This is a genomic window from Mesorhizobium sp. WSM4810 (assembly GCF_055811235.1).
Map to the genome: position 1 here is coordinate 18,970 of NZ_JBVVQV010000010.1, position 20,369 is coordinate 39,338.

Genomic DNA, 20,369 nt, shown 5'->3' on the forward strand with positions numbered 1-20,369 from the left:
TATCATCCTGGCAGCCGAATGGCTAGCAGCGCGGAGACAGCGATACGCGGTTCTGGAAGATCGATTGCTGGGAACGTGATCCAATTTCAAGGTTCCCTTTCTCACCACACGGCAGGCAGCCATTCGCCAGCGACAACCAGGTTTCCAACCAGAGACTAATACTATTTACTAATAGCAGTAAGCGTTCTATTCTCAATTCGTCATGCCCGGCTCGGGACCGAACGGGCCATGACGGGAAGCAGGCGTGTGGCGCGGCATCCGGGCTCTTGGGCCGGCAAAGCAACGCCACGCAATTACTGAAATGTCAGACAAATCCGACTATACGAACTGCCAATGAGTCTCTAAAGTCCAAAATCGCGGCTGGGATGGCGCCGTTCTTTCGCTGCCAGCACCCTTGAGGAGGAGGGCGTCCAAGCCGCATTCGACAAAGTTCAGATCAGCGAAAATGACTGAATCAAATGGGAGGTTGAACATGAAATCTGCGATACGAAATGTGTCCGTCGCCGCAGCGGCCCTGGCTCTCGGTCTGTCCTTCACGGCGATCGCCGGTGCCCAGGACAAACCGACGCTGGCCTTCGTCGTCAACGGCGCTTCCGATTTCTGGAAGGCGGCCGAAGCCGGCGTCAAGAAGGCCCAGGCCGAATTGCCCAACTACAATCTCGAGCTCAAATATCCGGAACAGTCGTCGGTCGCCATCCAGCAGCGGCTGATGGATGATCTGGTGACGGCCGGCGTCAAGGCGATCATGGTTTCGGCCGTCGATCCCAAGACCTCGACCGACGGGCTCAACAAGATCGCCTCGGAGACGGCGCTGTTCACCACCGACAGCGACGCGCCGCAGACCAAGCGTATCGCCTATATCGGCTCGTCCAACATCGATGCCGGCAAGCAGGCGGCCGAGATCGCCAAGAAGGCGATGCCCGACGGCGGCAAATGCCTCGGCTTCGTCGGCCTGCTCGGCGCCGACAATGCCAAGGAGCGCATCGAAGGCATGAAGGAAGGGCTCGCCGGCACCAAGATCGAGCTGATCGACGTGCGTGGCGACGACATCGACCAGGCCCGCGCCAAGAAGAACGTCGAGGACGCGCTGGTCGCCAGCCCAGACGTCACCTGCATGGTCGGCTTCTATTCCTACAACACCCCGCGCATCTATGAAGCGCTGCGCGACGCCGGCAAGCTCGGCCAGATCACGGTCGTCGGCTTCGACGACGATCCGATCACGCTCGGCGGCGTCAAGGAAGGCACCGTTGCCGCCACCGTCGTGCAGCAGCCGTTCGAGTGGGCCTACCAGGGCATGAAGCTGATGGCTGCCTATCTCGAGGGCGACAAGTCGGGTATTCCGGAGAACGGCCTGATCATCATCCCGACCAAGATCATCGGCAAGGACGACGTCGACGCCTATGCCGCCAATCTGAAAGCGATGTCCGGAAATTGAGCGTCGTCGGCGCTGGCCCTCATCCCCTTCTTCCCGTGCAGAACGGGGAGAAGGGCAGTGGTTGCAACGCTGGCGAATCCTCCGCTTTTTACGGGGAGAGGGTTAGGGGTGAGGGGCAGCGCGACGCTGGCGTGACTGGCTCCGCTTGTTATTGACGGGCCTGATCAGGCTCGTCAATCTGCGGGGAGGCTGGCCCGCCAACTGCTGTCAGGCATGATGAACTATTCCGACGCATCCATCGGCGCATCCACGATTGCCCCGTTCCTCAGTCTCGAGGCCGTGCGCAAGACCTATCCCGGCGTGGTCGCGCTGGACGGGTTTTCGCTGGAGGTCAGGCCTGGCGAGGTTATCGGCCTCGTCGGCGAAAACGGTGCCGGCAAGTCGACGCTGATGAAGATCCTCGGCGGCGTGACCACACCCGACACCGGCACGATCACCGTCGACGGCGTCGCCCATGACGGGCTGACGGTCGAGGCCAGCATCGGTTCCGGCATCGCCTTCGTCCACCAGGAACTCAACCTGTTCGAAAACCTCGACGTTGCCGCCAACATCTTTTTCGGCCGCGAGCCGTTGCGCGCCGGTCCGCTCAGGCTTGTCGACCGCACCAGGCTGCGCATGCTGGCGGCGCCGCTGCTCAAACGTGTGGGCGCCAATTTCTCGGCCGACACCCCGGTATCGGCGCTGTCGCTTGCCCAGCAGCAGATGGTCGAAATCGCCAAGGCGCTGTCGATCGAGGCGCGGCTGGTCATCCTCGACGAGCCGACGTCGAGCCTGCCCCTTGCCGAAACCGACAAGCTGCTCGATGTCATCAAGGCGCTGAAGGCCGACGGCATCAGCGTCATCTTCATCTCGCATCGCCTTCACGAGGTCGAGCGGGTTGCCGACCGCGTCGTCGTGCTGAGGGACGGCATGCTTGCCGGCACGCTGCCGAAGAACGCCATCAACCACGACCAGATGGTCAAGCTGATGATCGGCCGCATGCTGAAGGAGCGGGAGAAGGCCGCAGAATCGGCCCGCCCGCCCGGCGCCGTCGCACTGTCGGCCAAGGCCGTTCGCACCAGCGCCTATCCAGACCGACCGGTCGATCTCGGCGTCAGGCGCGGCGAAATCCTTGGCCTGGCGGGTCTTGTCGGCTCCGGCCGCACGGAACTGGCGCGCGTGCTTTTCGGCATCGAGAAGAGCCTTGGCGGCGCGCTCCAGCTTGATGGAAAAGATCTGGCTCTTGGTTCGGCGGCCGACGCTGTGGCCAACGGGATCTTCCTCGTCCCCGAGGATCGCAAGCTGACCGGCATCCTGCTCGACCTGTCGATTGCCCAGAATATTTCGCTTCCCAATCTGCCGGCCCATGCCCGGCGATTCCTGGTTTCTGCCCGCGCCGAAGCCGTCACCGCCGAGAAGCAGAAACGCAATCTCGGCATCAAGGCGCCCTCGGTGGCGACTCGCACCGGCACGCTGTCGGGCGGCAACCAGCAAAAGGTGGTGCTGGCCAAGTGGCTGGCCATGAGCCCCAAGGTGATGATCCTCGACGAGCCGACCCGCGGCATCGACATCGGCGCCAAGGCGGAGATCTACGGGCTGATGCGGGCGCTGGCCGATGCCGGCGTCGCCGTGCTGATGATATCGAGCGACATGGAGGAGGTGATCGGCGTCTCCGACCGCATCGCCGTCATGCATGAGGGCCAGATCTCAGGCATTCTCGACAAGGAACAGTTCAGCCAGGAAAACGTGCTGCTGCTGGCCGTCGGCAAGCAGCCGAAATAGCTTTTGTTTGGCGCAGGTTCCGGTCGCAAAACCGCGCAACACTTTTGCGGAACCTGCTTAGGCAGGCATTGGGGAGAAGACGATGAGCAAGAAAGATCTCGGCCTGCTGATCCTGATCCTTGTGGTCGGAGCGGTGGTGGCAATCATCAACCCGCGTTTCCTGCTGCCGATCAACCTCGCCAACACATCGAACCTGATCGGGCTGTTCGGCATCCTGGCGATCGGCCAGGCCTTCGTCATCATCACCGGCGGCATCGAATTATCGGTCGGCTCGGTGGTTGCGCTGCTCGGCGTCCTGTTCGTCGATTTCATCGCCACGCGCGGCATGGCATGGCCGGTGGCACTGCCGCTGATCCTGGTGCTTGGCGGCATCATCGGGCTGGCACATGGCTGGCTGATCACGCGGCTCAAATTGCAGCCTTTCGTGGTGACGCTGTGCGGCCTGTTGATCTATCGCGGCGTGGCGCGGTTCTACACAGCCGACGGCACGGCGGGCTTTGCCTTCGGACAGAATTTTCCGGAGCTCGAATTCCTGACCGCCGGGCGATCCTATGGCGTGCCGAACAGCTTTATCGCGCTGATCGTCATCGCCATCGTGATGTGGGTGGTGCTGCACCGTTCGGTGTTCGGTCGCTACCTCTACGCCATCGGCAAGAACGAGGAGGCGGCGAAATATTCGGGCATCCGCACCGGCCGCGTCGTCATGGCGGCCTATGTCATCTGCGGTGTGCTGACGGCGCTGTCGGCGATCTATTTCGCCATGTACACGCGCTCGATCTCGCCGGCCAGCCACGGCCAGTTCTACGAACTCTACGCCATTGCCGCAGCCGTGCTCGGCGGCTTCTCGCTGCGCGGCGGCGAAGGCTCGCTGCTCGGCGTGATCCTAGGCACGGTTCTGCTGCAGGAACTGCAAAACCTCGTCAACCTGCTCGGCATCCCGTCCTCGCTCAATTTCGCGGTGATGGGCGGCGTGATTTTGATCGGCGTGCTGGTCGACCAGCAATGGGGCGTGTACCGGGAGCGGCGGCTGATGCTGGAGGCAACCCGCAAGGGCGCGGCCGGCGCGGCAGCGGAGTAGCGGCTCCGCCTCTCCCTTCTCCCACAGAGGGAGAAGGTAAGAGGCGGCTTAAATCGTGCCCGACCGGTCGGAGAAGGCCATTGCCTTGCGCAGCACTTCGACAAAACGCTCGCCGGCCGCCTCGCGCTGGCCGCTATTGTCGATCGGGGTGACGCCTGACCCGGACAACGCCACATTGGCGCTGCGCGCCAGCCGCGCCAGCACTTCGCCGCGCGACTCGCGGCCGCGCATCGCCAGTCGCTCAGCCAGGATCTGCGGCGATGCGGTGATCTCGACGACAGCCAGATTGGCATAGCGATCACGCAGCGCCGGGATGATGGCGCGGGAGACATTGGCGATGGCGACGCGGCCATTGGCCACCGACCGGTCGACTTCAGCCGGGATGCCGTAGCGCAAGCCATGCGCCTCCCAGGAGATGGCGAAGGCGCCGTCCGCCTCAGCCTCGACGAAGGCCGCATCGGCCAGCGTGTCGTGATCCTCGCTTGCCGTGTCGCTCGGCCGGGTGATGACCCGGCGCACGAACTCCAACCGGGTCTCGTCGGCAAACAGTGACCGGGCATAGCCGATCACCGTGTCCTTGCCGGCGCCGCTCGGCCCGACGACAGCGACGAACACCCCGTCGCGGATCGGAAACGCCGCGGCGGACAATTCACGCTCGATCGACGCCGACACCATCACGCGACCCGACGTCCCTGCCGCCAGACCGTGCGGACAACCGGGACATGATCGTCAAGACGGACGCGAACCAGATCGGCGCGCCGGCCCTGCTCGATGACACCACGGTCGGCGAGGCCGACTGCCTCGGCCGGGTTCTTCGAAACCATCGCCACCGCCTGCGGCAGGGAGATGCCGTCGACAACGTCGCCGAGGAAAAACGCCGACTGGATCAGGCTGAAGGGGATGTAGTCGGACGACAATATGTCGAGCAAGCCTTCGCCGGCGAGTGTCCGGGCTGAAACATTGCCCGAATGCGAGGCGCCGCGCATGACGTTCGGGGCGCCCATCAGCACCCCGAGCCCTGCCGCCTTCGAAGCTTTTGCGGCCTCTTTGGTGGTCGGGAATTCGGCGACGCGGACGCCTTGTTCGATCGCCTCGTCGACATGGCCGGTCGTGGCGTCGTCATGGCTGGCCAGCACGATGCCGCGCTGATGGCAGGCAGCAGCGATGAAGGCGCGGTTCGCCCCAGAATTCGTCGCCGACTCCGCCATCCGCTTCTCACAAAATTGCTGGAATTCGCGATCCGTCAGCTTCAGCTTGCGCTGGTAGTAGTAGGCATAGGTTTCCAAATCGACGAACTGACGCTGTCCCGGTGCATGGTCCATCAGCGACGCCAGCTTGATCCTATCATCGCCGTCAAAATGCGCGAAGGCTGCGAGGCAATCCGGCGCCGAAACCTCGCAGCGCAGATGGATGAAATGGTCGGCCCGCAGCCGGTCCTGCTGGACGCTGTCCTCGATCGCATCGGCCAGCTTGCGCATGTCGGCCGAATTCATGTCGGCGTCGTCGTCCATGCCGACGCGCAAGGCATCGAGCACGGTGGTGATGCCGGCGGTCGCCACCTGCGCGTCGTGGGCGAGAACGGCGGCGATCGGGTTCCAGCGCACCTTCGGCCGCGGCGCGTAGTGACCCTCCAGGTGGTCGGTATGAAGCTCGACCAGCCCGGGAATGATGAAATCGCCGGCCATGTCCTCGCCGTTCCGGCCGGCGCCGGCATCGATCCCGGCGATCAAGCCGTCGCGCAGCACGATCGAGCCTTCGACGATCTCGTCGGCAAGCACGATGCGGGCATTGTTGAGAACGGTCTCGACGGTCATTTCAGGCAGTCCTTGGAGCATTTGCGGCCAATTGAATCACCGATTGGGAATGAGTTGGCGTCGTACAAAAGCGGTTAAAACAAGTAGTTTTCAGGCAGTTTTTCTCACCGGGCGCCGCCCGAGCGCATGATGGGAAAGCACCATGAACGGGGCGCCAGGTTCGGTTTCGACAAACAGGGTCAGCGCGTCCACCGGCACCGGCCGTTGCAGGACTCCCGCAAACAGGCTGTCGATTGCTGCGCGAAGACGAGGGCTTTCCTGTGACGAGGCGCGGCCGGACAGCGTCATATGAAAGCGGAAGGTCTCGAAGACATAGGGGTAACCCCACTGGCAGAGATTGCGGAATTCAGCCGGCTTCAGCGAGTCAGGGCTGCGCCGTTCGATCTCAGCCTCGCTCAGCGGCGCGCGAAAACGGTCGAAGTCGCGCACGACGTCGTCGGCGAAGCGGTTGAGCGCCGGCAGCGGTCCTTCCGGCACCAGCGCGAAGAAGCCGTCGATCTGGCTGACGACCAGCCGTGAGATCGTCACCACCGGCGTCGTTTCGGCGAAATCGTCCAGTGCCGCGCGAAGCGCGGCTTCCGTTTCGTTCGAAGCCAGCCGGAAGGGCGCCTTCAGCGTCGCATGAAAGCCGTAGCGGCGCGCCGAAGCGGTATGGAAGGCGACTTCCGCCGGCGACAACTCGCCCACGGCCTCGACCGGCCTCGTGGCGGCGCCGAACGGGTCGCGGCCGAGCCAATTGGCGGCGATCCGCGCCAGCGGTTCGTCCTGCCGGGGGGTGAAATAGATAGCGTAGCGCATCGAAAGTCCTCGTCAACTCCCGCTGCCATAGGCGATTTGCATGACGAAATGACGAAGCTGATGATCGCTCCTGATAACAAACTTGTTCAGGCGGGTCATTAGCCGACGATTTTTTCGCCTTGGGCCAGTTGCCGACCCGGACGGGCAGCGCCTCAGGCCTTCATCAGCCATTCGTGCTCGGGCGCGTTGTGGAATTTCCACGTCCGCTTCGGCCCGGCCATGACGTTGAGGTAGTAGAGGTCGTAGCCATGGCAGGCGGCGCAAGGGTGATAACCCTTGGGCACCAGCACGACGTCGCCGTCCTCGATCGCCATCGCCTCGTCGAGCGAACGAGCGCCGTTCCGGTCGGCATCGGTGTAGACGCGCTGGAAGGCAAAGCCCTGCGGCGGATTGAGGCGGTGGTAATAGGTCTCCTCGAGATAGGACTCGGCCGGCAGATTGTCCTGATCATGCTTGTGCGGTGGGTAGCTCGACGTGTGGCCGCCAGGCGTGATGACCTCGACCACCAGCAATGAATCGGCCGGCTTGCCTTCCGGCAGGATGTTGGTGACATAGCGCGTGTTGGTGCCCTTGCCGCGAACCTCCTGGCCGAGATCTTTTGGCGCAATGACGCGGACCGGCAGGCCGCCGCCAAGCCCCGGCGCTGAGCAGACCGCGAGTTCGAGACCGGTGTCGGCGGTCACCGACCAGTCAGAGCCCTGCGGCACATAGATCGACCACGGCTTGCCTTCGAAGGGCGACATGCGTTCGCCGAGCAGGCCGAGATCGTTGCCGCCGGCCTTGGCCTTGCCCTCGCCGGTGACGAACACCAGGCAGACTTCACGGCTCGCGGTTTGTCCGGAGACGGTCTCGCCGGGCCGCAATCGATGCAGATCGAAACCGACATAGGTCCAGCCGGCGTTTTGCGGCGTCACATGGGCGACGCGGCCATGGCCCTTATCGGCTTTGACGAGCAGTTTCGACATCCAGCCTCACTCCTTTGGTTCGGTGTCGGCCGAATCCTTGCCGCCGTCGGCCGGCTTGTAGAGATAGAAGAATTGCCAGACGGCATAGCCGGCGAAGCCGAGCGCGATCGTGCCCCAGAACGGCGCGCCGGTGGCAAACTCGACCACGGCCCAGCCCAGGCAGACGGCGACGATGGCAACGCGCCGCCACAGGGGCCTGAAGAACGGATGCTCGGAGTCCTTCATCGGATCAGCCCCCGCATCGGATCGCCCCGTCGCCGGGAATAGAGTCGCTCAAGCATTGGGGAAGCCCTGCGTTTCAACCGTGTAGCCGGCGGCCGTCATCACCCGCATCAATTCCTTGTAGCCGACTTGCGCCATCCTGAGCGGCGGATTCTTCTTGGGATCCTGCTCGGCCTCGACCACGAACCAGCCCTCATAGCCGTAGTTCGCCAGCCTTTCCACAATGGCACCAAAATCCAGCGAGCCATCGCCCGGCACCGTGAAGGCGCCGAGCGCCACGGCATCGAGGAAGGATTGCTTCTGGCGATCGAGTTTTTCGATCACGTCCATGCGAACGTCCTTGACATGGACATGATTGATGCGCCGGTGATGGTTGTCGATGGCGCGCAGCACATCGCCGCCGGCAAAGGCCAGATGACCGGCGTCGAGCAGCAGTGGAATGCCTTCTCCCGAATAGCGCATGAAGGCGTCGAGCTCCGGCTCGGTCTCGACGACCGCCGCCATATGATGGTGGTAGGAGAGCGGCATGCCCTGCTCGGCGCACCATTCGCCGAACTGGGTGAGACGCCTCGCATAGGCTTTCATCTCGTCGTCCGAAAGCCTCGGCTTGGTGGCGAGCGGCTTTGAGCGGTCACCCTGGATGGAGCGGCCGACCTCGCCATAGACGATGCAGGGCGCGTTCACCGCCTTGAACAGATCGATCATCGGCTGGATGCGATCCTTATTCCTGGCCATGTCTTCGTCGACCAGCGTACCGGAGAACCAGCCGCCGCAGAGCGTCACGTCGGCCTCCTTCAGGATCGGCAGCATGATTTTCGGATCACTGGGAAAACGGCGGCCCATTTCCATGCCGGTGAAGCCCGCCGATCGCGACTGCGCCAAGCATTCCTCCAGCGACACGTCATCGCTGAGTTCCGCAAGATCGTCGTTCCACCATGCAATGGGGGACATGCCCAGTTTGGCTTTCAAGTCGTCACTCCAATGTCAGTTCGTTCAATTTTCATTCGCCGACATCAATCACCAACACTCTGCATCCGCCGCTTTTCTTCATAGGCTTTGCGTGCGGCGTTGACCTGCGGCCGCGAAGAAACTTCCGGCACGGCGACGTCCCACCAATGGCCGCCGACATCGGTAGACACCAGTGGATCGGTGTCGATGACCAGTACCGTCGTCTTGCTATTGTCTTTCGCCTTTGTCAGCGCCGTTTCCAACCCGGCGATCGACGAAACTTTCTCGGCGATGGCGCCGAGGCTTGCCGCATGCGCCGCGAAGTCGATGTCGGGCAAAATCTCGTGGCGGGCGTCCTTCAGCAGATTGTTGAAGTTGGCGCCGCCGGTTGCCATCTGCAGCCGGTTGATGCAGCCATAGCCCCTGTTGTCGAGCAGCACGATGGTCAGCTTGAGGCCGAGCATGACCGACGTTGCGATCTCGGAATTGAGCATCAGATAGGAGCCGTCGCCGATCATGACGACGACCTCATCGTCGGGCTTGGCCATCTTGACGCCGAGCCCGCCTGCGATCTCGTAGCCCATGGTCGAGAAGCCGTATTCGGCGTGGTAGGAGCCGGGCGCGCCCGCCTGCCAGAGCTTGTGCAATTCGCCGGGCAGGCCGCCGGCGGCATGAAGCAATATCACGTCGGAGCCCATGGCGCGCTGCACGGCGCCGATCACCTGCGCGTCCGACGGGTAGGCGGCATTGGTCGAGGCCGTCACCTTGCCGGCTTCGGCCTGCCATTCTTTCTTCCCGCTGGCCGCATTATCGGTCCAGGCAGCCGGCGCCTGCCAGCCGTTCAGCGCCGCGCCGAGTTCGGCCAGCCCTTCCGCCGCATCGGCGACCAGCGGCAACGCCTGGTGCTTGCCCGCGTCGAAAGGCTGGACGTTCAGCCCGATGATGGTCTTGCCGGAATTCTTGAACAGCGCCCACGAGCCGGTGGTGAAATCCTGCAGCCTGGTGCCGACGGCAAGCACGACATCGGCTTCTTCAGCCAGCCGGTTGGCCGCCAAAGTGCCGGTGACGCCGACCGCCGCCATGTTGAGCGGATGATCGTCCGGCAGCGAGGATTTGCCGCCCTGCGTCTCGCAGACCGGGATGCCGGCGCCTTGCGCCAGCTTCGCCAGTTCGCCGGAAGCCTGCGAATAGAGCACGCCGCCGCCGGCAATCACCAAGGGCTTTGTTGCCGCATTCAGCGCCGCCACGGCGGCCGCCAATTCCCCACGGTCCGGACGCGGCCGGCGCTGATGCCAGACCCGTTCGGCAAAAAAGCTCTCGGGGTAATCAAAGGCCTCGGCCTGCACGTCCTGGCAGAGCGCCAAGGTCACCGGTCCGCATTCGGCCGGATCGGTCAGCACCTGCATCGCACGGTTGAGCGCCGGGATGATCTGCTCGGGCCGGGTGATGCGGTCGAAATAGCGCGACACCGGCCGGAAGCAATCATTGACCGTCGCCGTTCCGTCGGAGAAATCCTCTGCCTGCTGCAGCACGGGATCGGGGATACGATTGGCGAAGACGTCGCCTGGGAGAAACAGGACGGGCAACCGGTTTACATGCGCAAGTGCCGCCGCCGTCACCATGTTGAGCGCGCCGGGGCCGATCGAACTGGTCGCCGCCATGAACCGGCGACGGAAATTGGCCTTGGCATAGGCGATCGCCGCATGCGCCATGGCCTGTTCGTTGTGGGCGCGAAACGTCGGCAATTCGTCGCGCACCTGATAAAGCGCCTCGCCGATGCCGGCGACATTGCCGTGGCCGAAGATCGCCCAGACGCCGCCGAAGATCGGCATTTTCCTGCCGTCGATCTCGGTCATCTGGCAGCCGAGAAAGCGGGTCAGCGCCTGCGCCATCGTCAGGCGGATTGTCTTGGTCATGTTGTTTTCCTCCGCAGTCCTTATGCCGCGCCTTCTTATGCTGCTTTGCGGCCGCGCGCGGCAAGCCATGCCTCGGTCAGCCTCTCGAAGCGCGACGCCATGTCGGCCACCGCCTCCTCGTCCGACATCTTGCCGGCAAGCCATTGTTCGGCCGCGTTGATGAAGATGGTGCGACCGACGGCGAAGCCCTTGACGATGGGCGCCTTGGCGGTGGCGGCAAAGGCCGCTTCCAGTTCGTCCGGCGGCGCTTCGAGGCCGAGCAGCACAACCCCGCGGCACCACGGATCGTTCTTCAGGATCACCGCTTCGATCTTCGCCCAGGCCCCGGCTGAGGCCTGCGGTTCAAGCTTCCACCAGTCGGGCTTGATATCAAGCGCATAGAGTTCCTGCAGCGCCCGCGGGATCGTCGTGTCGTCGAGCTCGCCGTGCTTGCCGGCGATGATCTCGATGAGAAGTTCTCTGCCTACTTTCCGCGCGGCCCCGAACAGGCTTTTGAGCTTCTGCTGCTGCTCGGTCTTCAGCGCCTCCGGGTCGTCGGGGTGGTAGAAGCACAGGCACTTGATGCAATGGTCGACCGGCCACTCGATCAGTTGCGAGCCGATATCCTGAGAGAATTCGAAACGAAGCGGCCGCGATCCGGGCAATTCGACTGGCCGGCCAAGCCAGGCGAAAGGATGGCGGGCGAATTCGAACATCGCCTCGCGGCCGTATTTTTCGTCGAGCAGCATGCCGTAGCCGGCGCGGCCGGCGGCAATCTTTGCCGCCGCCTTGACCGTCAGCACCTTGAAATCATGGATGCGCGACGGGTCGGCGCCTGTCTTCGCGGCAACATCGTCAAGCTGGATACGGTGATCGCAGGCCAGCGCCATCAGCGATGGAATGTCGCGCCGGCGCGTCGTCGCCCAATGGATATGGTTGATCGCCTCGTCCTTGCGCAGCGCCAGATGCCTGCTGCCGTTCTTCAGGAAGAACTGCAATTCCTCGAAGGTCGGGTATTCCGGCGCACAGAGCAGCCGCGACACGGCGAAGGCGCCGCAGGCGTTGGCCCAGGTCGCTGCCGTCTCCAGGCTCTCCTCGCCGAGCCAGCCGCGCAAAAAACCCGACATGAAGGCATCGCCGGCGCCGAGCACGTTGTAGACCTCGATCGGAAAACCCTTGCCAACGATGCCGTCCTCGAGGTCGTCGCTGATCGGCCCGTCATAGACGATGCAGCCCATGGCGCCGCGCTTCAAGACGATCGTGGCCTTGGACAGCGAGCGGATCGTCTTCAACGCATTCAGGCAATCATCGGCACCGGAGGCGATCATGATCTCTTCTTCGGTGCCGACGATCAGGTCGCAGTCGGGCAGCACTGTCTTCAGCTGGGCGGAGACCCGGTCGGATTTCACATAGCGCTCGAAGCCTTCGGCATGGCCGGCAAGGCCCCACAGATTAGGGCGGTAGTCGATGTCGAACACCACCTTGCCGCCCGTGGCCTTGATGGCACGGATCGCCTTGCGCTGCGCGGCGTCGCTGCTGGGCCGCGAAAAATGCGTGCCGGTGACGACGATGGCGCGTGCCGAGGCGATGAACGCCTCGTCGATGTCGTCTTCCGAAAGCGCCATGTCGGCGCAGTCGGTGCGATAGAAGATCATCGGCGACACGCCCTCGTCCTCGACCGACAGCAGCACCAGCGCGGTCAGCCGGTCCGGATCGGTCCTGAGGCCGTCAACCGAAACCCCTTCGCGCGTCAACTGCTCGCGGATGAAGCGGCCCATCTGCTCGTCGCCGACGCGGGTGAGCAGCGCCGAGCGCAGGCCGAGCCTCGCCGTGCCGACCGAAATGTTGGCCGGACAGCCGCCGACCGACTTGGCAAAGGAGGTGATGTCCTCCAGGCGCGAGCCGATCTGCTGGCCGTAGAGGTCGACGGAGGCGCGGCCAATGGTGATAACGTCGAGCGGCGCATGTTTCGCGTCCACGGCTTCGCCCATTCGAACCTCCCATCAGCCTTGTTGTCTTGGTAACACATTGTTTGGGTAACACGCGCGAGTGGCAGCGTGGCGCCGGAAATATGAAATAATAATTCCAATCCATAGTCAAGATGGAACGAGCGTTCCTTTGCTGAAAAGTGGTCCCTAGGTCTTGCGTTTGCGGCCTGCATCGCGGCGCTTCTCGCCAACCGCGACGGTCAGCGCCATGGCCAGCGCCATCGTTGCCGACAGCGAGCGGAAGCCGGCGAAATCGGCCTCGGCGACCTCGAACCAGACTCTGGCGAACTGGGCGAGCGGGGAAAAGGAACTGTCGGTGATCGCTACGATCGGAACGCCTTGCTCCGAGATGACGCGCGCCTCCTCAATGGTCGCCGGGGCATAAGGCGAGAAACTGATGGCGATGACGGCATCCCTGGGCGAGGCAAAGCTGATCATCTCGGCGTTGAGGCCGGCGGCTGATTCGATCAGCTGGTTGCGGATCTTGAGCTTGCCCAGCGCATAGGCGATGTAGGAGGCGACCGGATAGGAGCGGCGCTTGGCCAGCACATAAATCGTCTCCGCCTTCGCCAGCAAGGCGATGGCAGCTTCGAAATGGTCTTCGTTCAACCTGTCTGAAATATCGTTGAGCGAGGTGCTCGCCGCGGCGACGAAGCCGTCGAAAATCGCCCGGTGACCGGCGCCTTCCTCGGCCTTGGCGCGCAATGCCGCCAGCCTTTCATCATAAGACGAATTGCGCTCGCGCAGGCGCTCACGAAACACCAGTTGCAGGCTGGTGAAGCCGTCGAAGCCGAGCTGCTGGGCGAAGCGGATCAAGGTCGAAGGCTGGACGCCGGCGGAGGCGGCGATGCTGGCGGCGGTGCCGAAGGCAATATCGTCGGGATTGTCGAGCGCATAGGCGGCGATCTGCGCGATGCGCTTGGGCAGGCTCTGGCGCCGTTCCAGGATCGTCGTACGCAGCGTCTCGAAATCGCGGGGCACCCGTTCGTCCATAGTCGCTCCGCCCAGGTCCATCAGTCGATGCCGTGTGATGCCCCATCATAGCGAGCCTGTGCAAGAAGGCCATAAAAAATGAGCCATGCGTTCCATTTCTGGAAAAAATGGACTAATTCATCCACACAACCTTTCTGGCAGCGGAGACAAGGAAATGGTCGGAGTCGGTCTTATCGGCACGGGGTTCATGGGCAAGTGCCATTCCATTGCCTGGAACGCGGTCGGCACCGTCTTTCCCGACGTGGCCAAGCCAAGGCTGGTCCATCTCGGCGAGGTCGATGACGACCTTGCCAAGCGCCGGGCGGCCGAGTTCGGCTTCGCCAAGGGCTCCGGCGACTGGCGCGCCGTCGTCGATGACCCGGACGTCGATATCGTCTCGCTGACCACGCCGAACCAGTTCCACCCGGAGATGGCCATCGCCATCCTCGAAGCCGGCAAGCATCTGTGGTGCGAAAAACCGATGGCGCCGAGTTTTTCCGAGGCGCAAGCCATGGCGGCCGCGGCCAAAAAGTCCGGCAAGGTGGCCGCGCTCGGCTACAACTACATCCAGAATCCGGTCATCCGCCATATCGGTGCGCTGCTCGACGAAAAGATCATCGGTGAAATCAATCATCTGCGCATCGAGATGGACGAGGATTTCATGGCCGACCCGGAGGCGCTGTTCTTCTGGAAGCACGAGGCGGCGTCCGGTTACGGCGCCCTCGACGATTTCGCCGTGCATCCGCTGTCGCTGGTCTCGGTGCTGTTCGGCCGCGTCGCCCGCGTCATGTGCGACATGGCGAAACCCTTTGCCGATCGCCGCGTCGCATCAGGCGGGCGCCGCGCGGTCGAGACCTACGACATCGCCAGCGTGCTGATGCATCTCGAAAACGGCATTGCCGGCACGCTGCTGGTCAACCGTTCGGCCTGGGGCCGCAAGGGCCGGATCGCCATCCAGATCTTCGGCTCGAAGGGCTCGATCCTGTACGACCAGGAGCGGATGAACGAGTTCCAGCTTTACCTGACAGCCGACCGCCCGACCGAGCAAGGCTATCGCACCATCCTGGTGGCGCCGCACCACAAGCCCTACGACGCCTTCCTGCCGGCGCCCGGCCACGGTCTCGGTTTCAACGACCTCAAGATCATCGAATGCCGCGAGCTGCTGACCAGGCTGGCCGGCAAGCCGGCGCGCATCATCGATTTCGACGAAGGCCTTGAGATCGAGCGCACGGTGCACGCAATGGCGCGCTCGTTCGAGGAGCAGCGCTGGGTGGCGGTGCGGTAGAGGCTGCTTCCAGCCGGCCGCCGGCCGCGCTTTCGCGGCCAACGGCGTCAGCTGTCTCAAGCGGCGCCTGGACGGCTGGCGACCAGGGCGCGTCGCGCCGATCGGCGCTGCTCGACGGCGTCGGCAAGGCCGTACAGCACCGTCTCGGTGGTCGCCCAGTCGATGCAGCCATCGGTGATGCTCTTGCCATAGATGAGCGGCTTGCCGGGCGTGACTTCCTGCCGGCCGGCGACGAGATTGCTCTCGATCATGACGCCGATGATGCGCTCGTCGCCTGCCGCGACCTGGCCCGCCACGTCGGCGGCGACCTTCGGCTGGTTCTCGGGCTTCTTGTTGCTGTTGGCGTGGCTGACATCGATCATCAACCGTGGCGCGACACCGATCCGGGCGAGTTCCGCACTGGCGGCGGCGACGCTTGCCGCGTCATAATTGGGCTGAATGCCGCCGCGAAGGATGACGTGGCAGTCCTCATTGCCGGTGGTCGTCGCGATGGCGCTGCGCCCGCCCTTCGTCACCGCCATGAAATGATGCGGCTGGGCGGCGGACTTCACCGCCTCGGCGGCGATCCGCAAATTGCCGTCGGTGCCGTTCTTGAAGCCGACCGGGCAGGACAGGCCGGATGCGAGTTCGCGATGGATCTGGCTCTCCGTCGTGCGCGCGCCGATCGCGCCCCAGGCGACGAGGTCGGCAATGTATTGCGGGGTGGCCATGTCGAGGAATTCGGTCGCCGCCGGAAGGCCAAGATTGTTGACCGCGGAGAGCACGTTGCGGGCCATCCGCAGGCCTTTGTCGATGTTGAAGCTGCCGTCGAGGTCGGGATCGTTGATCAGGCCCTTCCAGCCGACGGTCGTGCGCGGTTTCTCGAAATACACGCGCATCACGATCTCCAGCCGGTCCGACAGGCTCTCGCGCAGCGCCACCAGCCGGCTGGCATAGTCGACGGCAGCGATCGGGTCGTGGATCGAACAGGGGCCGACGACGACGACCAGCCGATCGTCGGCGCCGGTCAGCACGGCATGGATAGCGTTGCGTGACGCAGCAACGGTGCGCGTCGCCGTCAGCGTGCGCGGTATCTCCCGCATCACGTCGTCCGGCGTACTCAGCTCTCGGATTTCCTTGACCCGAAGATCATCTGTGGTGGTCAACACGGCTTTCTGCTCCTGGTTGGGAGACCTGCCGGCTGAAACAAAAAAGCCGCCAGGTCTGGCGGCTGTTCGGATGTTGTTGCTGCAATCTTCAGATCGAGCGCAATCCTCCCGCCGCCAGCGAGCTGCCGTAGCTAAAGTACCAGAACGAGGCGGTCAGGTGGATCATGCCAGCCCTATAGCCGAAGCCAGGGTGCTTGTCACGTTCAGATGACGCTACTCAGATGACGCTATTCCGGCGAAGACCCTGCAATGGTTTGGTCGTAGTCGACCAGCGAGCCGGTCATGACGCCGGACTGCGAGCTGATCATATAGCTGATCAGCCGGGCAAGCTGCGCCGGCTTCACCAACTGGCCCATCGGCTGCGCTGCCTCGGCCTTTTCCAGCCAGTCGTCCGGCGCGTCGTGCCATTTCTTCTGCACGATCGCCTCGCCCTCGGTATCCATCCAGCCGGGCAGCACGGCGTTGCAGCGGATGCGATTGCTGCGATAGGCATTGGCGACATTCTTGGTCAGCGTCGCCAGTGCGCCCTTGCTCGACGAGTAGGGCGCCAGGAACGACTGGCCGCAATGCGCCGACATCGAAAGCACGTTGACGATCGAGCCAAGCGCCTTGCGGTCGAGCAGATGCGCCACCACACCCTGCATCAGGAAGAAGGGGCCGCGCACATTGGTCTGGAAGATCTGGTCAAAAAGATCCTCGGAGGTCTCAACCAGTGAGCCGCGGGCCGAGGTGGCGGCGGCGTTGACCAGCGCATTGACGGTGCCGAAATGAGCGATCGCGGTTTCGACGACCCGCTTGCAATCGGCCACCACCGAGACGTCGGCGCTGATGAAAATGGCCTCGACGCCGTCTTTCGCAAGTGCGGCGACCGCCTTGTCGCCCTTCTCCCTGGAACGGCCGACCAGCGCCAGGGCGCGGCAGCCCTCGTCGGCCAGCGCCTCGGCGACGGCGAAGCCGATGCCTTGCGCGCCGCCGGTGACGATGGCGCGTGTTTGTGAATTTCGACCGGCGGAACCGTTCATCGCCTTGCTCCTGTGCTTGATGGTCAGACTGTCTTGTCGAGGCGGACGGCCTTGCCTTCCGTCGCCGATTTCAGCGCCGCGTCCGCCAGCCGCAGCGCGACGAGCCCGTCCCCACCGCTCGGCGCCGCCTTGTTGCCCGACGTCGCCGCCGCGATGAAGGCGGCGATCTCGTTGGCATAGGCGTCGAGGTAGCGGGTCATGAAGAAGTCGTGCAGCGGCGGGCGCGTATAGCCCTTTTCATTGGCCAGCTCGATCGACACCGGCCGCTGGTTCTCGGCCGCAACCATGCCTTTCGAGCCATGCACCTCGATGCGCTGGTCGTAGCCATAGGTGGCGCGTCGCGAATTGGAGATGATGCACTGCTTGCCGGAGGCGGTTTCGAGGATGACGCTGACGCTGTCGAAGTCGCCGGCCTCGCCGATCTTTTTGTCGACCAGCACCGAGGCGTGGGCGCTGACCGCCACCGGCTCCTCGCCGAGCAGGAAGCGCGCCATGTCGAAATCATGGATGGTCATGTCGCGGAAGATGCCGCCCGAGCGGCCGATGTAGTCGAGCGGCGGCGGGCCGGGATCGCGCGAGGTGATGGTCACCATCTCGACCGTGCCGATGGCGCCGTCGTCGATCGCCTTGCGCACGGCGGCGAAATGCGGATCGAAGCGGCGGTTGAAGCCGACCATCAAAGTGGCGCCGGCCTTGTCGACCACGGCCAGGCATTCTTCCACTCGGCCGGCGTCGAGGTCGATCGGCTTCTCACAGAAGATCGCCTTGCCGGCCTTGGCGAACCGCTCGATCAGATCGGCATGGGTGTCGGTCGGCGTGCAGATAATGACCGCATCGATATCCCCGGCTTTTTCGATGGCGTCGATGCTGCGCACTTCCGCGCCATAGGCCGACGCCAGATCGGTCGCCGCCTTCTCGAAGGCATCGGCAACTGCGACCAGCCTGGCCTGCGGATTGGAACCGACGGCGCGGGCGTGGACCTTGCCGATGCGGCCGGCACCGAGAAGAGCGAAGCGGAGAGACATGGAAATTTCCTTTGGGATGGTTCGAAATGGAAGTGCGTCTTTACTGAACCGTTCAGGGCAAGGCGCAGTAGATTTTCTTACTGCAGCTGATCGGCGACGGGCCGATGACCCGCCGCGCATCCGCCCTAAGCCGCAAGTTCCGCCTCCCCGGTTTTGGCGCCGGTGATGTATGAGACGATGTCGTTGCCGTCGGTGTCATGCTTGCGCAGGTTGGCGACGATGCGGCCGCGCCGGAACACGACGATGCGGTCGACCAGGTCGAACACCTGGCGCATGTTGTGGCTGATCAGGATCAGCGGCTCGCCATTGGCTTTCAGCGTGCGGATGATGTTTTCTACCTGCGTCGTCTCCTGCACACCAAGTGCAGCCGTTGGCTCATCCATGATGATGAGCTTGGATGCGAAAGTCGCGGTTCTGGCGATTGCCACGCACTGGCGCTGGCCGCCCGACATGTGGCGGATGGTGTTGGAAAGATTGGGAATCTTCACCGCCGTGCGGATCAGCGCTGCCTCGGTCGCCTTGCGCATGAACTTGCGATCGAGGATCGAGAAAGGCCCGAGATTGAACAGCACCTTTTCGCGGCCGAGAAACAGGTTCGACGGCACGTCGAGATCGTCGGCAAGCGCCAGGTTCTGGAACACGGTCTCGATGCCCGCCTCGCGCGCCGCGATCGGTCCGGCGAAGTTGACTTCCTTGCCGTCGAACCAGATCTTGCCGCTGGTGCGCTGCTCGACGGCGGTGATCTGGCGCACGAAGGTCGATTTTCCGGCGCCATTGTCACCCATGATGGCGACATGCTCGCCCTTGCGCAGTTCGAAATTCGCGCTTTCGAGCGCATGCACGCCGCCATAGTATTTGGTCAGGTTTTCGGTCTTCAGGACGATGTCTGACATGGTCAAGCCCTCATTGCCCGCAGGCGCTGGCGCCACTGGTCGAGAACGACTGCGCCGATGATGATCACGCCCTTGACCATCTCCTGGTAGTAGGCGTCGAGGCGCAGGAAGGTGAAGCCGGAGATGATGACGCCGAAGATCAGCGCACCGATCACCGTGCCGATGATCGAACCGCGGCCGCCCGACAGCGAGACGCCGCCGATGACCGCCATGGCGATCGCGTCCAGTTCGTACATTACACCCATGCCGGCCTGAGCGGTGAGGTTCTTGGAGCTCAGCACCACGGCGGCGAGCGAGGCGAGGATGCCGGCAATGACGAAGACGAGGATCTTGTGGTTCTGGACATTTATGCCGGACATGCGCGCGGCATCCTCGTTGGAGCCGATGGCATAACAGTGCTTGCCGTACCTGGTGTATGACAGGATCAGCTGGAACAGAATTGCCAGCGATATGAAGATGATGACCGGCATCAGCCCCTTGCCGATCGCGGCGAAACTCTCGGTGGGAAACGAGATCGGCTGCCCCTTGGACCACCATTTGGCGATGCCGCGCGCCGTCACCATCATGCCGAGCGTGGCGATGAACGGCGGAATGCGCGTGTAGGCGATCAACGAGCCGTTGACCAGGCCCGCCAGCAGGCCGCAGCCGATCGCGACCAGCACCGGGACGATCACCGGCAGGTCGGTCCAGCCTTGCGCGAGGAACACCGCCTTGGGATTAGGGTTGCCGTTGACCGTCGCCACCTGGGCGAAACTCATGGCGATCATCGCCGTGGCGCCGACGATCGAACCAGAGGAAAGGTCGATGCCGCCGGAAATGATCACCTGCGTCACGCCGATGGCGATGATGCCGACGATCGACACCTGCAGGATGATGATCTGCAGGCGCGCCTCGTTGAAGATCGTATCGACATTGGGGCGGGTGTTGAACAGAAAGCTGTCGCCAAGAAAGACACGGCCTATCAGCTCGAAGGCGCCGACAAGGATGATGAGCGCCAGGAAAACGTTGAATTCGGCAGGCCATGTGCGCTTCTTCGCATCATAGCTGAGTCCGCCGACGCCATGGGTTGTCTGTGTCAACTTTTGCTTCCTCCATCAGCCGCAGTCGCCCTCCCGCCGCT

At 63.5% G+C, this 20,369-nt stretch carries 18 protein-coding genes; 4 read left to right on the forward strand and 14 right to left on the reverse strand.

Annotated elements, in window-relative coordinates; translation table 11 throughout:
• Nucleotides 1-472 precede the first annotated feature (472 nt).
• From AC0L3O_RS16315 to AC0L3O_RS16325, 3 genes are all read left to right on the forward strand, one after another.
• Nucleotides 473-1,435 (forward strand): sugar-binding protein, encoded by a 963-nt coding sequence (locus tag AC0L3O_RS16315; protein ID WP_023796948.1) that lies wholly within the window; start codon nucleotides 473-475, stop codon nucleotides 1,433-1,435.
• 216 nt (nucleotides 1,436-1,651) lie between these two features.
• Nucleotides 1,652-3,196, forward strand: a complete 1,545-nt coding sequence (locus AC0L3O_RS16320; protein ID WP_287226911.1) for a sugar ABC transporter ATP-binding protein — start codon at nucleotides 1,652-1,654, stop codon at nucleotides 3,194-3,196.
• A gap of 82 nt (nucleotides 3,197-3,278) precedes the next feature.
• Entirely contained in the window at nucleotides 3,279-4,274 is a 996-nt protein-coding gene (locus AC0L3O_RS16325; RefSeq protein ID WP_023796946.1) for an ABC transporter permease, read from the forward strand.
• 48 nt (nucleotides 4,275-4,322) lie between these two features.
• Here the strand turns inward: AC0L3O_RS16325 and phnN are convergent, their stop codons facing one another.
• The 9 genes from phnN to AC0L3O_RS16370 form a co-directional block, all read right to left on the reverse strand.
• Nucleotides 4,323-4,952, reverse strand: coding sequence for a phosphonate metabolism protein/1,5-bisphosphokinase (PRPP-forming) PhnN (gene phnN / locus AC0L3O_RS16330; protein WP_473531362.1), 630 nt, complete (start codon nucleotides 4,950-4,952; stop codon nucleotides 4,323-4,325).
• Nucleotides 4,949-6,088, reverse strand: a complete 1,140-nt coding sequence (locus tag AC0L3O_RS16335; protein WP_287220439.1) for an alpha-D-ribose 1-methylphosphonate 5-triphosphate diphosphatase — start codon at nucleotides 6,086-6,088, stop codon at nucleotides 4,949-4,951. Before AC0L3O_RS16335 ends, phnN begins: the two co-directional genes overlap by 4 nt.
• Nucleotides 6,089-6,178: 90 nt before the next feature.
• Nucleotides 6,179-6,886: a DUF1045 domain-containing protein gene (locus tag AC0L3O_RS16340; RefSeq protein ID WP_473616051.1), complete on the reverse strand. Its 708-nt coding sequence runs from the start codon at nucleotides 6,884-6,886 to the stop codon at nucleotides 6,179-6,181.
• Nucleotides 6,887-7,038: 152 nt separating this feature from the next.
• Entirely contained in the window at nucleotides 7,039-7,851 is an 813-nt protein-coding gene (gene iolB, locus AC0L3O_RS16345; protein WP_023796942.1) for a 5-deoxy-glucuronate isomerase, read from the reverse strand.
• A gap of 6 nt (nucleotides 7,852-7,857) precedes the next feature.
• Nucleotides 7,858-8,076 carry a DUF3329 domain-containing protein gene (locus AC0L3O_RS16350; protein ID WP_077374676.1) on the reverse strand — a complete coding sequence of 73 codons (219 nt, stop codon included), beginning with the start codon at nucleotides 8,074-8,076 and terminating at the stop codon, nucleotides 7,858-7,860.
• Between the two features lie 48 nt (nucleotides 8,077-8,124).
• Nucleotides 8,125-9,042: a myo-inosose-2 dehydratase gene (gene iolE, locus AC0L3O_RS16355; protein ID WP_128172829.1), complete on the reverse strand. Its 918-nt coding sequence runs from the start codon at nucleotides 9,040-9,042 to the stop codon at nucleotides 8,125-8,127.
• A 44-nt stretch (nucleotides 9,043-9,086) separates the two neighbouring features.
• A complete protein-coding gene (iolD, locus tag AC0L3O_RS16360; protein WP_473616053.1) occupies nucleotides 9,087-10,937 on the reverse strand; it encodes a 3D-(3,5/4)-trihydroxycyclohexane-1,2-dione acylhydrolase (decyclizing) in 1,851 nt (616 codons plus the stop codon).
• A 35-nt stretch (nucleotides 10,938-10,972) separates the two neighbouring features.
• Complete coding sequence (locus tag AC0L3O_RS16365; protein ID WP_473616054.1) at nucleotides 10,973-12,907, reverse strand: bifunctional 5-dehydro-2-deoxygluconokinase/5-dehydro-2-deoxyphosphogluconate aldolase; 1,935 nt, start codon at nucleotides 12,905-12,907, stop codon at nucleotides 10,973-10,975.
• 144 nt (nucleotides 12,908-13,051) lie between these two features.
• A complete protein-coding gene (locus AC0L3O_RS16370) occupies nucleotides 13,052-13,897 on the reverse strand; it encodes a MurR/RpiR family transcriptional regulator (RefSeq protein ID WP_473531368.1) in 846 nt (281 codons plus the stop codon).
• A 154-nt stretch (nucleotides 13,898-14,051) separates the two neighbouring features.
• On the opposite strand from AC0L3O_RS16370, the gene AC0L3O_RS16375 reads away from it, so the two are divergent.
• On the forward strand, nucleotides 14,052-15,161 hold the full coding sequence (locus AC0L3O_RS16375; RefSeq protein WP_473616055.1) for a Gfo/Idh/MocA family protein: 1,110 nt from the start codon (nucleotides 14,052-14,054) through the stop codon (nucleotides 15,159-15,161).
• A gap of 56 nt (nucleotides 15,162-15,217) precedes the next feature.
• Here AC0L3O_RS16375 and AC0L3O_RS16380 read toward each other — a convergent pair whose 3' ends face one another.
• From AC0L3O_RS16380 to AC0L3O_RS16400, 5 genes are all read right to left on the reverse strand, one after another.
• Complete coding sequence (locus tag AC0L3O_RS16380) at nucleotides 15,218-16,309, reverse strand: 3-deoxy-7-phosphoheptulonate synthase (RefSeq protein WP_023796935.1); 1,092 nt, start codon at nucleotides 16,307-16,309, stop codon at nucleotides 15,218-15,220.
• A 227-nt stretch (nucleotides 16,310-16,536) separates the two neighbouring features.
• Nucleotides 16,537-17,331, reverse strand: coding sequence for an SDR family oxidoreductase (locus tag AC0L3O_RS16385; protein WP_023796934.1), 795 nt, complete (start codon nucleotides 17,329-17,331; stop codon nucleotides 16,537-16,539).
• A gap of 23 nt (nucleotides 17,332-17,354) precedes the next feature.
• Complete coding sequence (gene iolG, locus AC0L3O_RS16390; protein WP_473531372.1) at nucleotides 17,355-18,356, reverse strand: inositol 2-dehydrogenase; 1,002 nt, start codon at nucleotides 18,354-18,356, stop codon at nucleotides 17,355-17,357.
• A gap of 125 nt (nucleotides 18,357-18,481) precedes the next feature.
• A complete protein-coding gene (locus tag AC0L3O_RS16395; RefSeq protein WP_128172835.1) occupies nucleotides 18,482-19,249 on the reverse strand; it encodes an ATP-binding cassette domain-containing protein in 768 nt (255 codons plus the stop codon).
• A gap of 2 nt (nucleotides 19,250-19,251) precedes the next feature.
• Nucleotides 19,252-20,328 carry an ABC transporter permease gene (locus AC0L3O_RS16400; protein WP_027152058.1) on the reverse strand — a complete coding sequence of 359 codons (1,077 nt, stop codon included), beginning with the start codon at nucleotides 20,326-20,328 and terminating at the stop codon, nucleotides 19,252-19,254.
• Between the last annotated feature and the right edge of the window lie 41 nt (nucleotides 20,329-20,369).

Bases quoted from the DNA above. Each gene is read 5' to 3' on its own strand.
- AC0L3O_RS16315 (WP_023796948.1), top strand. From the start codon at position 473: ATGAAATCTGCGATACGAAATGTGTCCGTCGCCGCAGCGGCCCTGGCT.
- AC0L3O_RS16320 (WP_287226911.1), top strand. From the start codon at position 1,652: ATGAACTATTCCGACGCATCCATCGGCGCATCCACGATTGCCCCGTTC.
- AC0L3O_RS16325 (WP_023796946.1), top strand. From the start codon at position 3,279: ATGAGCAAGAAAGATCTCGGCCTGCTGATCCTGATCCTTGTGGTCGGA.
- AC0L3O_RS16335 (WP_287220439.1), bottom strand. From the start codon at position 6,088: ATGACCGTCGAGACCGTTCTCAACAATGCCCGCATCGTGCTTGCCGAC.
- AC0L3O_RS16340 (WP_473616051.1), bottom strand. From the start codon at position 6,886: ATGCGCTACGCTATCTATTTCACCCCCCGGCAGGACGAACCGCTGGCG.
- iolB (WP_023796942.1), bottom strand. From the start codon at position 7,851: ATGTCGAAACTGCTCGTCAAAGCCGATAAGGGCCATGGCCGCGTCGCC.
- AC0L3O_RS16350 (WP_077374676.1), bottom strand. From the start codon at position 8,076: ATGAAGGACTCCGAGCATCCGTTCTTCAGGCCCCTGTGGCGGCGCGTT.
- iolD (WP_473616053.1), bottom strand. From the start codon at position 10,937: ATGACCAAGACAATCCGCCTGACGATGGCGCAGGCGCTGACCCGCTTT.
- AC0L3O_RS16365 (WP_473616054.1), bottom strand. From the start codon at position 12,907: ATGGGCGAAGCCGTGGACGCGAAACATGCGCCGCTCGACGTTATCACC.
- AC0L3O_RS16370 (WP_473531368.1), bottom strand. From the start codon at position 13,897: ATGGACGAACGGGTGCCCCGCGATTTCGAGACGCTGCGTACGACGATC.
- AC0L3O_RS16375 (WP_473616055.1), top strand. From the start codon at position 14,052: ATGGTCGGAGTCGGTCTTATCGGCACGGGGTTCATGGGCAAGTGCCAT.
- AC0L3O_RS16385 (WP_023796934.1), bottom strand. From the start codon at position 17,331: ATGAACGGTTCCGCCGGTCGAAATTCACAAACACGCGCCATCGTCACC.
- iolG (WP_473531372.1), bottom strand. From the start codon at position 18,356: ATGTCTCTCCGCTTCGCTCTTCTCGGTGCCGGCCGCATCGGCAAGGTC.
- AC0L3O_RS16395 (WP_128172835.1), bottom strand. From the start codon at position 19,249: ATGTCAGACATCGTCCTGAAGACCGAAAACCTGACCAAATACTATGGC.